Raw genomic sequence first — 12,734 nt, forward strand, 5'->3', positions numbered from 1 at the left:
CCGAAAGGGAACGCCATGAACATCATGACAAAACACTACATCAGTGGACATTGGGTTGCCTCGGTTGACGGGCGCGAGATGGCCGTGGAGAACCCCTCGACCGAGGAACGGATCGCCACAATCTCGCTGGGCGGTCCTGCTGATACCGACGCAGCCGTTGCAGCGGCCAAGTCTGCCTTTCCGGCCTGGGCGGCGACTGAGCCCCAGGAGCGTATCGCCGCGTTGGAACGGCTGATGGAAGCCTACAAAGGGCGCGCGAAGGAAATGGCGCAGGCGATCAGCCAGGAGATGGGCGCACCCATTGCATTGGCAAGTACGGCACAGGTGGGCGCCGGCGCCGGGTATCTCAAGAACACCATCCGTGCAGCCAAGTCGTTTGCTTTCGAGCACCCCTTGGGAGATCACGCACCGGGTGACATGATCTTCCATGAACCGGTCGGGGTCTGCGCTCTGATCACACCTTGGAACTGGCCGATGAACCAAGTGATGCTCAAGGTCGCGCCTGCATTGGCGGCGGGTTGCACGATGGTTTTGAAGCCCGCCGAGCAGGCACCGCTCAGCGCCGTGCTGCTGGCCGAAATGATTGACGAGGCAGGTTTCCCACCGGGTGTATTCAATCTTGTCAATGGCAACGGCGCAGGTGTGGGCAGCGCTCTCACCGCACATCCGGACGTGGATATGGTCAGCTTCACGGGCTCGACCCGTGCGGGTGTAGCGATCAGCAAATCCGCGGCAGACACTGTCAAACGCGTCAGCCTTGAGCTGGGCGGCAAAGGCGCCAACATCATCTTTGCTGATGCAGACAAAAAAGCAGTCGCGCGCGGTGTGGGCCATTGCTTCAACAATTCCGGCCAGTCCTGCAACGCACCAACCCGGATGCTTGTGGAACGCTCCATCTATGATCAGGCTGTCGAAACTGCGCGTGCCGTTGCGGAGAAGACCGAGATCGGTCCGGCGGACGTTGAAGGCCGGCAAATTGGCCCAGTTGTCTCCGATACGCAATTCAACAAGATTCAGTACCTGATCAAACGCGGGTTCGATGAAAGAGCGACGCTGGTTGCTGGCGGATTGGGGCGGCCCGAAGGGCTGGAGCGTGGTTACTTTGTCAGGCCCACCGTCTTCGCGGATGTTACACCGGACATGACGCTTTGGAAGGAGGAAGTCTTTGGCCCGGTTCTGGTCATGGCTCCGTTTGATACCGAAGAAGAGGCCATCGCATTGGCCAACGACACGCCCTATGGCCTGACCAATTATGTTTAGACCGCTGATAAGCTCCACGCACGCCGGGTGGCGCGGCAACTCCGCTCCGGTATGGTCGAAATGAACGGAAAATTCGGCGCCGCCGGATCCCCCTTTGGCGGAATGAAACAGTCCGGAATTGGCCGTGAAGGCGGCGTCTGGGGATTGGAGGAGTTCCTTGAAGTCAAAGCCGTCAGCGATTGGCAGTGAACATGACCAAAGTTCTGTATGAAAAAGACGGCCGCATTGGGCGGATCACCTTGAACCGCCCTGAAGTGATGAACGCGATTGACGATGATCTGCCGCGCGAACTTGCCGCCGCTGTAGGGCGGGCAGACGCAGACCCAGGCATTCATGTGATGGTATTGGCCGGAGCGGGCAAGGCGTTTTGCTCAGGCTATGATCTGGCGCACTACGCCGAAGGCAACGGCCCCAACAAGGTGGTGCAGGAGATGCCCTGGGATCCGATGGGCGTTGTTGCAAAACTCCCTCTTGAGGCCTGACTACCCCTTTCCCCTCTGAACTTAGGCGACGCGGACGATCTCGGCGGTGCCGAGTGCATTGAAGCGATTGATGAGGGCGATGCGGATGTGGATTTCAGCGGTTTGGCTACCAGGGTCTCTTGCGGCGATGCGTTCGCCGAATGCCTTCAAGCAGCGCATCTTTGCCTCGACCCGGCTCCGGGCGTGGTATCCTGTCCAGCGTTTCCAGAAGGCCCGGCCGTAGTGCCGGGTGGCGCGCAAGGTTTCGTTTCTGACCTGTGCCGCCGGGCAGTTTTCTTTCCACGGCTGGCCATTCTTGCGGATAGGGATAATCGGGACGGCCCACGCTTGATGATGGCGGAGTGGCAACGGCGCGTGTCATAGGCCCCGTCTGCAGTCACGCTGCCGATCTCTTCGTCCTTCGGACTCTGGTCGCGCAGTTCCGGCAGGACCGGGCTGTCCACTGCCCGGCAGTGGTTTGCGCAGCATAACCACGAGAGGGGCCGTCGCGGCTGGGGGTGAATTCCCTCTCGTCAGATTTGCTTTGCAAATCGCCTGCCGGACAAGGGACAGCACGGATGTCAGACGTGGCAGCATCCATCGCAAGATGCACCTTGCGCCCCTCTCATTGATTGCTCTGCAATCAACTGCCGGGCAGCGATTGGCGTCGCCCCTGAACGCCGTGCTTGCGGGCCTGCCACTCACCATCGCCAAGGAACTTGATCCCGGTGCTGTCCGTTGCCCGGCAGGGCATTGCATAGCAATGTCCCGAGAGGGGACGCAGGTTCAGCGGACCATCGGCGCGGCGATACGGGATCTGGACGGCCAGCGTTCTATGGGCTTACGCGGCCCCACTGGGGCCACGGTCCCATCTCACTCTGCCGGCGGCACAGTGTAGAGAAATCGGGAACGGGCCAGTCCAACCCCGCCAGGTGCAAAAGGCTGGCGACCATCCCGGCGGTCTGCCGGAGTGGCAACTTGAACAGAACCTTGATCGACAGGCAGAACTGGATCGCCGAGTTCGAGAAGACTGGTGGACGCCCCGGTCGCCCTTCATGCGGCGCGAGCCAGGTCATCTCTTTGTCCAACCGGATCAGAAGCGACCCGCGCTTCCTGAGCGCATCGTTGTAGCTGGACCAATTCGTCGTGCGGTAGCGGGCAGGTGCGGGCTTGCTCATCTAACCCGTCTAACCGCATGGATTCGTGATGTGAATCCTTAGCGGTCAGAGTTCTGCAACAATGCCGATCCGATGCAGGACTTCCAGTTCATGTGGGCGAATACTCAGAACTTCATGTCGCTGTTCCGGGCGATGAAGCCGGTCGTGTGCAAGGTCCATGGCTTCGCCGTCGCTGGCGGGTCGGATATTGCGCTTTGCGCAGATCTGACAGTCATGGGAGATACCGCTCAGATCGGTTACATGCCAACCCGGGGCTGGGGATGCCCGACCACAGCAATGTGAGTGCATCGGCTGGGCCCGGAGAAGGCGAAGCGGATGATGTTCACAGGTGATAAAATCTCTGGCGTCGAGGCCACCGAGATGGGGCTGATACTGAAATCGGTCCCGGATGATCAATTGGATGATGCTGTCGAGGCCTTAGCCGGGCGTATGGCAACTGTACCGATCAACCAGCTGGCCATGCAGAAGATGGTGATCAATTCCGCCGTCGAGGAAAGGATCAACCAGACTCAACGTCTGGCAACTGTATTCGACGGCATTACGCGCCATTCCCCGGAGTGTATGAACTTCAAGGCCCGTGTCGAAAAGGTCGGCTGGAAACAAGCGGTAGAGGAAAGGGATCAGGGTTCGTTCGACTGGACGGGAAACCAGCCATTTGATTCCGACGATTGAGATGTACACCTTCAGGTCGAAGGTGCTATCATAGTTGTTCTGTCGCAAATGCAGACCCTAATAGCAAACGAAAAGAAAGCCAGCTTTCACCCCGGTGCGCGTTAATATGAGGTCGCGAAGCGGCACGAAGCTATCATTCGGTTCCGACAATCTACCGTACACCTTGAGAAGTGAATGAAATCCAACATATGTAGCCGGCACTTTGCATCGCTACGACTTGCTATACCAGTGCGTACCAGATTCGCGTAGGCGAAGGTTGAAACAAATGACGCTTGAGGTTTTGAACGGTTGTGAGAGGATTATTACTAATCCATGGAAGGTTAACTGTGTCCATCAATAAATTTCAAATGAGGGTTTGACCCAAGCTTCGACAAATTGGTTCTATTGGCGTCTATGTACTCTTCAGCCGAACTGGCCGAAGGAAACACCATCGCAGAATTAACAAAAAAGGTGCACCCATCCCCATCCCTCCCCAAAAGATGAAACTTTGGGTCGTCAAATTCAATCGCCCACTTTTCATCTTGAAACACGCTGGTCGGTCCGTTTCCATTTTCTATAAAACGATCAGACGAAAGGGGGTGCGCCTCTACCTTTGTCAGGAACTGATCCGAAATTAAGTGAGCATACGTTAGCGGGTTTTTTGACCGCGGCAACTGACCCTTTGATATGGAAACCTCTATCTTTGGAAGCAAATTTACTAAAACACCTGTCCCAATGGCAGCCATGAGCGCTTCCTCCAAACCTTTCAGTGAGTACATGACCGCACCAGAACCTAGCGCTACCTTGGTATCGATATCCCAATGTAACCTCGCCTCCATAGACGCGAGCGACATAGGGAAACTACTATTCTCGAAACAATTCATCAGATCAGAAATTGCGTCTTTAAGATTGTCGAGCTCTAGTTTAAAAGAAAGAACGCTGTCAGAGGACGATTGAATTTTCAAAAATAATTTTGAAAGATGTAGTCGCAGCGCCTTTCGCTCCTGTGCGCATTTATTCTTAAACTCCACGAGATCCAATAGCTGAACTCCGACAGCTGGCACAGGGATGGCGTCATGCAACCTGACCAAAAGGGAACGACCGACATTCAACTTTCGATGTTGATAAAAAGGGTCGGCAATTGCCCAGCAACCAGGTGACTTCTTGTCAAGCGCGAAAAATGTTTGCACTTGATTTTCCCACTCCAGATCGGAGGTTTCATAAATTTCAGATCTTTGAACATCGTGATTGCGCCTATTCTTGAAAGGGTGCCTTTCGAGAGGGCGGTCCTCAAAAAAATCAAATACGTTGTTCCTCTGGGGCGTTGACAGTAGCTGGTCATGGCAATAATCAATAAGATCAAAGTCCTGAGGTAGCTTCGACACTTTGTTTGGCCTGGGTATTGCAGCTTTATCCCAAAAGAAAAGATGAGCCATGACACCGTTAATGTTGTACTTAGTACCCATTGAAACTAAACGGTTCTGGCCCGTTTTCTTGTAGCTCGGAGGTAGAACTACCCCCGTCCACTCTTCGATATCGGAATTGTCGTAACAGATTATTGAATGATGATATTTTCGCTTTTTCCCACCGCTATGGGTGCTCAGACTGCGACCGGTCGCTCTTTGCCGACTTCTTTCGGTACTCATGTCAGTGCCTCTAGATGAAAATTCCTAAAGTATTTTCTTAGCCTTTTTTGTACTAACTTCTTGATTGCGGTCAAGGATAACTGGTTGAATCTTGTTTTGAAACAAACTCGAACCTGACATTCATGCAAGCCGCAGCACCAGTTAATATGGGCTCGACCCGTTTGTCCGCTAGGTGGGCGCTAAAAGCCCTAATCGGACACTGATTACCAGGCAGGCCCTCGCATCCGCAGAAGGCCGAGCGGCTCTAACCAGGCCTTGATGGCAGGCGCAGAGAAGGTCCGGATAGGGGCCACTTTGTCTTCTGGCTCTTCGTAAAGGCTGACGATCAGCCTCCAACGTGGCTCCAACTATTGCTCAAAGGTCGAAGCCATATCTAAGAAAATCGTAGTAGGCGTGCAGTTTACGAAAAAAGCTTTTGTAGGGATCCTTGTCTAATTGATCGACGTGATTGCATAGAAAATCTCGAAGCACCTCCAAATCAACCTGATCTCGTGGTTGATGTGGAATCATAATTGTAACCTTTTCTGGGTTCGTTTTCTCAATAATTTCTGCAGTGGAAAGACCGGCGAAATCTCTTTCATACTGAGCTTTGTAGCTTGGTATCGAGAAGCCCCGCTCAACGCTGCGGATTGCTATTGTCTTCGCATCTTCAAAATCCGATTCTTCCAGCGCCTTTTTTGAATCCACTCCGGCAGCGCGCAGGTAACGAAACGCGGGGATATACTTGTTTGGCAACTTCCTGAAGGCGGGATAGACGATGTTAAGGAGATCTCTTGCATCATACTCGGAATCATTTTTGATAACATCTGCAAATATATCGTCAACTGTAATACCCTTGTACCCCAGCTTCGAAAGGGTTTCCGCCTGCACCTGTTCGTCGCTTGCGAGCTGTGCTTTGTGGGCTTCCGCAACACCGACACCCACTACGAACTCCACGTCATCCTTATCCTGAATCTCGTCAATATCCACCACAGACATTTTTTCTTCAGGATTGGCGGACTTAACCAGTTCGTACATTTGTTCTTTCGGAAAACGAAGTACACGAGCGGGTACTTGGCGCTTTACGGTGTCTATCGCCGAATAAACTTCCTGAAAATCGTCAGTACTTACAAGAGTGTAGTTTATGTTTGCATCACCCAGCGTCATCACGCCTTGCCCGATTGTACTATCTTTGCCTCTGGCTCGGATGACGAAGATTAGGTTTTCCTGTAGTTTTTCCAGGCGTTCTGGCCCCAGGCACCGAGAAATATCTGAGATAATCGCCTGAATGTGCGGGTCTGTTATCGAGTACCCGATGAAAACTATGGGGGTGCTCGACAAAGATCGTGATTAGCTTCGCAGCAAGATAAGGATTGCGCTCTCTAAATCTGCTATAGTCCTGTTCAGTCAGTACAAGGCTTTCTGGGTCAGAGGAGCAGCCGTGTATTTTGTATATTTCAGCAATTGATTGCGGGTTGGCGAAAAGTAATGGTTCCTGTCCAACGAATGAGCGGTAGTCAGGAAACAGTTCTTCAAGCAGCAGGTCCCAGTTCGTCGTAATAATACCATCGACGTGAAGGCCTTTCAGTGCAGCCAGCTCGGCTTCGAGTCCTTCGGTACCAGCTTGCTTCAGATCAATTTGAGTTAGGTACGTCGCGATTTCGAGCTTCAAAGCCGAAGACTCTGTTCTCAGTGCGTCCTTGTGTTTCTCTCGGCTTTCCGCAAAGCGATCATCCCCCCACCACAACTCATTGAAATCTTGTGCCATCAATGAAGCGGCGCGCGGAAGGTCACCGTTAGCCTTTGTAGAGTAATAGCCAAAATCACGGATCCCATCACAAAATCGCTGCAACAGTTCCGCCCAACTCTCCAGGCCTACGTAGCGTCGCGAGAATCCTGACCCAACAAACAGGAATGGGCCGGCTCCTCGGCCATCCAGTACTTTGGCGAGGCTATCAGCCATAGGTGTGAGCGTCATCGATACTATCTTTCTATTACTGCCGCTCATGCATCTTAGAGTTTACCTTACACATTGAAAACAGTTGGCCGAACACATTGAAAACAGTTGGCCGAGGGTTCACTGGTCGGCTGTAAGTGATGCCGCGACGAGGCATCTTGCGATATGATTTTGTGTGCGGCCCCGCCGGTGCATTGCTACCTTCTACGTTTTGTTGCCGTTCCTGTTCGGCGCAGCGAAGGTCGGCAGTCGGCCCTGTCACTATCGGGAGAGGCTTGTTTTTCGCCGACTTCTCGCACCTGCAGCGAACGGCCGCAAAGTCCCGCATCCCGTTCGTTCGATGATGGTTAGCGGCTGCACGTGCGGCGAAGGTCTGTTCCTGCCATCGCTCATGCAGCATGGGATCGCCGCCTGACTGCCAGACCCCGAGACTATGCAAAGGTCACTAACTGCGCATCGCGCCCCCTGAAGCGGTCCGCAGCATTGGCAGTAGCTCGCCGGGTTCGGTGAGTTGACGCTTTTGGTGAGATGGCCCGAAAATTTTGCACCGGCAGCATCCTTGCCGCGTCGCACCAAGTCTATGACCGCTTCGGGCTGCCTGCTGTCTTGGAGCAGGCTGATGTGAAACTCTATCTTTTCACTGTTGCAGAAAGCGGCGGCTGCCCCCATCGCCGTGCATGAAGCTACCTGGCCCCCGAATATGCAGGCACAGCAAAACGAAGGAGCCTGTTCTCTGTTTCCGTAATGCATTCGGCCTCTGCCACAATGTTCCAACCCAGATATAGAAAAGGCGCCCGCTGGGCGCCCTATATGTAGATCCTGGTGAGAACTCGTGCCGAAACGGTGGGAACTCGTGGAAGATTTACACACATCTTCAGTGTGTCCAGGGACCGCGGCGGTTGGTGGCGAAGTTGTCGCCATAGCCGCCCGGGCGGATGTTGGGCTTGCGTTCCTTGGGCTCGACCACCTGCGCTTCGATGCCGTGGTCCTTGGCATATTCCAGTGCCGCCTCCTTGCTCTCGAACCGCAATTTGACCTGGCTCTGCGTGTCGCCGGAGGAGGTCCAGCCCATCAGCGGATCCACTTCACGGGCCGAGGCAGGCGCGTATTCCAGCACCCATTTCCGCGTCTTGGCCATGCCCGAGGTCATGGCATTGCGTGCCGGCCGGTAAATCCGCGCTTGCATGGGCTGTCTCCCGCTTCGAGTCTTCGTCCAGCGCTTTTATGCGCCGGATACGGCTCTGCGGCAAGGTGCCAATTGCACAGCATTAAAGCGGCTTTGCTGCCGTGCCACAGGCCGCCCGCGCCAGCCCGCCCAGATGGGAGTGCCGCGCGCAAAGGAATTCCATCAGCCGGGCCGGGTACCCCTCCGGCGGCGCCTCCCGTACCGATGCCCGCGCCATGACCGCAGCCCTCCACACCGCCATATGCGAGGCCTCCGGCATCAGCCCGAAATCCCCAATGGCCTCAAATGTCTCAAAATACCGGAAGATGGTGCCCCAGACGCCATCCACCAGACGGAAGGTTTCTCCGGCAAAGAAAGGCCCCGCCACCTCCGGCGCAATCCGCTCAAGCCGGGTGCGCAGATCTCTGGCAGCCGCGGCAAATGCGGCCTCATCCGGTGCGCCATACAGTTTGCCGATGGCCGCCAGCGTCTCGGAGCCGAATGCGATCCAGGCCCGATGCCGCGCCCGCTCCAGCGGATCAGCGGGATGCAGGCTGCCCGGCGTGGTCTCATCCAGGTATTCGGCAATCACCTGGCTTTCAAACAACACCCGCCCGCCGGTTTCCAGCACCGGAACCCGGCCCAGCGGCGACAGCGATCGGAACCATTCGGGCTTGTCCGCCAGATCGATATAGGTGCGCCGGTGCGGGATGGCTTTTTCACTCAGCACAATCACCGCGCGTTGCACATAGGGGCACAGGTGGTGGCTGATCAGATGCAAGTCAGTCATGGGACCTCCATTTAAATGCAATTGCATGTATACCAGATGAGCAGCCCACTCTTGCATGTCAATGCATATGCATTTAAATTCCCTGCATGGAAACACCTGACCCGTTCGGCATCTGGCTGCCGCTGGCCCGCGCCCATAAATCCATCCTCGCCACAGTGGAGGCTGCACTGAAACAGGCGGGCCTGCCGGGCCTCGACTGGTACGATCTGCTGTGGGAGCTTGAGTGCGCCGGCGCCGCCGGTCTGCGCCCCATTGAGCTGCAGGAAAAACTGCTGCTGCCGCAATACGGCGTCTCGCGCCTGGCGGAGCGGCTGGCCAAGGCAGGCCTGCTGCAGCGCCAGACCTGCGACGGCGACGGGCGCGGCCAGACATTGGTGATCACGCCGGACGGCGCCGCCATGCGCGCCCGCATCTGGGCGGTTTACGCCGATGCCATGCAGCAGGCCGTCCTCCCCCATTTCAGCCCAGGCGAAGCACGGCGGCTGGCGGAACTGCTCGGCAAATTCCATCGTCCTGTGCGCAGCTGACAAAAACAGGCGGCATTCCGGCGAAACCCCGCCCTGCCCCCTTGCACAAGAACAAAAACAGACCAAAATCAGCGCCAGCCGCCAACGGAGTCGCCTGATGCCCTATGCCCATTCCGACAAGACCATGCCGATGATGACCCAGCGGGCACCGCAGCAGCGGCCCAAGCTGGAAGGCGGCAAGCGGTTTGTGATGCATACCCCGTTTCAGCCCGCCGGCGACCAGCCCACTGCGATCCGCGAACTGTCCGAGGGCGTGCTTGAGGGCGAGCGCAACCAGGTGCTGCTGGGCGCCACCGGCACCGGCAAGACCTTCACCATGGCCAAGGTGATCGAGGAGACCCAGCGTCCTGCCATCATCCTCGCCCCGAACAAAACCCTCGCCGCGCAATTGTATGGCGAATTCAAAGGCTTCTTCCCGGAAAACTCGGTCGAATACTTCGTCTCCTTCTACGACTATTACCAGCCCGAAGCCTATGTTCCGCGCTCGGACACGTACATCGAGAAGGAAAGCCAGATTAACGAGCAGATCGACCGGATGCGCCACTCTGCCACCCGCGCCCTGCTTGAACGCGACGACGTGATTATCATCGCGTCGGTATCCTGTATCTACGGCATCGGCTCGGTTGAGACCTACTCGGCGATGACCCAGGACCTCAAAGCCGGGGAAATCTACGACCAGCGCCAGATCATGGCCGATCTGGTTGCCCAGCAGTACAAGCGCAACGACCAGGCGTTTCAGCGCGGCTCTTTCCGGGTCCGCGGCGACACGCTGGAAATCTTCCCCGCCCACCTGGAAGACCGCGCGTGGAAGTTGTCCTTCTTTGGCGAGGAGCTGGAGCAGATCACCGAATTCGACCCGCTGACGGGTGAAAAGACCGGCAGCTTCGAGCAGATCCGCGTCTATGCGAACTCCCACTATGTGACGCCGAAACCAACCCTCAATCAGGCCGTGATCTCAATCAAGAACGAGTTGAAGATGCGGCTGGAAAACCTGCTCGGCGAGGGTAAGCTGCTGGAGGCCCAGCGGCTGGAACAGCGCTGCAACTTCGATATCGAAATGCTGGAGGCGACCGGCCACTGCAACGGGATCGAGAACTATTCCCGCTATCTGACGGGCCGCGCACCGGGTGAGCCGCCCCCCACCCTATTTGAATTCATCCCCGACAATGCCATTGTTTTTGCCGACGAAAGCCACGTCTCGGTGCCGCAGATCGGCGGCATGTACAAGGGCGACCACCGGCGCAAGATGACATTGGCCGAACACGGCTTCCGCCTGCCGTCGTGCATGGACAACCGCCCGCTGAAGTTTGAGGAATGGGACGCCATGCGCCCGCAATCGGTGTTTGTCTCTGCCACGCCGTCCAAATGGGAACTGGAACAATCCAGCGGCGTCTTTGCCGAACAGGTGATCCGCCCCACCGGCCTCTTGGATCCGCAGGTCGAAATCCGCCCCGTCGATATGCAGGTTGATGATCTGCTGGACGAGGTGCGCCGCGTCACCGCCGATGGGTGCCGCACGCTTGTGACCACGCTGACCAAACGCATGGCCGAGGATCTGACCGAATACCTGCACGAACAGGGCATCAAGGTCCGCTATATGCATTCCGACATCGACACGCTGGAACGCATTGAAATCCTGCGTGATTTGCGCCTTGGTGCCTTTGACGTGCTGATCGGCATCAACCTGCTGCGCGAAGGCCTCGACATCCCCGAATGCGGGCTGGTCGCCATTCTGGACGCCGACAAGGAAGGCTTCCTGCGTTCCGAAACCTCCCTCATCCAGACCATCGGCCGCGCCGCCCGCAACGCCGAGGGCCGCGTTATCATGTACGCCGACCGCATCACCGGATCGATGGAGCGCGCCCTGGGGGAAACCGACCGCCGCCGCGACAAGCAGATCGCCTATAACACCGAGCATGGCATCACCCCGGAAACGGTCAGGAAAAACGTCGAGGACGTTCTGGCCGGGCTTTATGCCGGCGACACCGACATGAACCGCGTCACCGCGCAGATCGACAAGCCGATGCACGGCGCCAACCTGGAGGCGCATCTGAACGGGCTGCGCGACCAGATGCGCAAGGCCGCCGAGAACCTCGAGTTCGAAGAAGCCGCCCGCCTGCGCGACGAGGTCAAACGGCTGGAGGCAGTGGATCTGGCGATCTCCGACGACCCGCTGGCGCGGCAATCTGCGGTGGAGGCAGCGTCTGATGCTGCGGTAAAATCGCGGGGGCGGTCAACCGCGGGCAAGGCTGGGACAAGGGCGTACCGGGGCAAGTCGCAGAAGAAATTTTCTTGACCATGTTGTTAGGCAAGTCAGCGCGATTGCGCTTTGCTTTGAAAGGAACCAGTGACGATATTCTCTTCTCGTCGCACTGGACTGCTTTCAGAAACAAGGATGACATTTACTTGTCAGAAAGCTCCGCCGGAGGTCTTCACAAAGTCAGCCTGCATGCAAGCGGCATCTGCAGGTACGCGATCACGAGTAATTTGGCGTCTCACAGTCCGCCAATGCCCTCCACTGATCGCGTTATCTCAAAATGGCGAAAAGGAGATTTTCGAGGAATCGAACACACCCATGTTATGTCACTAAAGTTCGTTCCGATTACTAGATGCGTTCCTCACGCTCGTTCCACCCAAAAGAAAATCCATTTTTTACCGGCACCGCCAGTCTCAGGCTGCACCGAGGTTTCAGTTTTTGCGTCAGAAACGAACCCTAACGAATGGGACACTTTCTATTGGCCGCGAAGAAACATACTAGGTACATGGCATCTAAGCGACGGCAGTTACATTTGCTTCCGCGCACGCACTGCGCGTTTTCCTGAAAGCAAGAAACTCGAATTAGCAGAACTCGCTAATTCGACGAAGTTGACAAAAATGGTAGCCGGGGAAAGAGACCCTAGTCTCATGACCGCAGGGCTGTATAGCTGCCTCATCTCTGAAGCGAACGCGAACTTTTGCACTTTGTATTCACTTGAGGGCCTACCAAGCTTTTTCATGGGCAAAACAGCGGATTGGTCCACGAAAACCGGGCATATCTTTAAGCCCTAGCAGTGGGTTGACAGAGCAATCGCAAACCAATTCCCCAAGCACGACTAGTAAATGAGAGTTGGCATCTAGCAC

General features: G+C 56.1%; 8 protein-coding genes and 3 pseudogenes. 5 read left to right on the top strand and 6 right to left on the bottom strand.

Annotated features, from left to right (window positions below):
- The first annotated feature begins 15 nt into the window (after positions 1–15).
- Together K3724_RS16870 and K3724_RS16875 are read left to right on the top strand one after the other, a co-directional pair.
- Positions 16–1,449: pseudogene (locus K3724_RS16870) on the top strand (aldehyde dehydrogenase family protein).
- 2 nt (positions 1,450–1,451) lie between these two features.
- Positions 1,452–1,742 carry an enoyl-CoA hydratase-related protein gene (locus tag K3724_RS16875; protein ID WP_259987459.1) on the top strand — a complete coding sequence of 97 codons (291 nt, stop codon included), beginning with the start codon at positions 1,452–1,454 and terminating at the stop codon, positions 1,740–1,742.
- Between the two features lie 21 nt (positions 1,743–1,763).
- Here the strand turns inward: K3724_RS16875 and K3724_RS16880 are convergent.
- A pseudogene (locus K3724_RS16880) lies at positions 1,764–2,899 on the bottom strand (IS5 family transposase).
- Positions 2,900–3,031: 132 nt separating this feature from the next.
- Between K3724_RS16880 and K3724_RS16885 the strand changes: the two are divergent.
- A pseudogene (locus K3724_RS16885) lies at positions 3,032–3,571 on the top strand (enoyl-CoA hydratase-related protein).
- Positions 3,572–3,891: 320 nt separating this feature from the next.
- Here K3724_RS16885 and K3724_RS16890 read toward each other — a convergent pair.
- From K3724_RS16890 to K3724_RS16910, 5 genes are all read right to left on the bottom strand, one after another.
- Positions 3,892–5,196 carry a DUF6236 family protein gene (locus tag K3724_RS16890; protein WP_259987461.1) on the bottom strand — a complete coding sequence of 435 codons (1,305 nt, stop codon included), beginning with the start codon at positions 5,194–5,196 and terminating at the stop codon, positions 3,892–3,894.
- Between the two features lie 354 nt (positions 5,197–5,550).
- Complete coding sequence (locus K3724_RS16895; protein WP_259987463.1) at positions 5,551–6,342, bottom strand: hypothetical protein; 792 nt, start codon at positions 6,340–6,342, stop codon at positions 5,551–5,553.
- A gap of 19 nt (positions 6,343–6,361) precedes the next feature.
- Positions 6,362–7,153, bottom strand: a complete 792-nt coding sequence (locus K3724_RS16900) for an SIR2 family protein (protein ID WP_259987464.1) — start codon at positions 7,151–7,153, stop codon at positions 6,362–6,364.
- A gap of 853 nt (positions 7,154–8,006) precedes the next feature.
- The gene (locus K3724_RS16905) at positions 8,007–8,318 is read right to left on the bottom strand and encodes an ETC complex I subunit (RefSeq protein ID WP_259987466.1); all 312 of its coding nucleotides are present in this window, start codon (positions 8,316–8,318) and stop codon (positions 8,007–8,009) included.
- Between the two features lie 82 nt (positions 8,319–8,400).
- A complete protein-coding gene (locus K3724_RS16910; RefSeq protein WP_259987468.1) occupies positions 8,401–9,087 on the bottom strand; it encodes a glutathione S-transferase family protein in 687 nt (228 codons plus the stop codon).
- Positions 9,088–9,173: 86 nt separating this feature from the next.
- Between K3724_RS16910 and K3724_RS16915 the strand changes: the two genes are divergently transcribed.
- The gene (locus tag K3724_RS16915) at positions 9,174–9,614 is read left to right on the top strand and encodes a MarR family winged helix-turn-helix transcriptional regulator (protein ID WP_259987470.1); all 441 of its coding nucleotides are present in this window, start codon (positions 9,174–9,176) and stop codon (positions 9,612–9,614) included.
- 97 nt (positions 9,615–9,711) lie between these two features.
- Positions 9,712–11,910: an excinuclease ABC subunit UvrB gene (gene uvrB, locus K3724_RS16920; RefSeq protein WP_259987472.1), complete on the top strand. Its 2,199-nt coding sequence runs from the start codon at positions 9,712–9,714 to the stop codon at positions 11,908–11,910.
- The last annotated feature ends 824 nt before the right edge of the window (positions 11,911–12,734 follow it).

It is taken from the genome of Leisingera sp. M658 (genome assembly GCF_025144145.1).
Taxonomy (GTDB): Bacteria; Pseudomonadota; Alphaproteobacteria; order Rhodobacterales; family Rhodobacteraceae; genus Leisingera.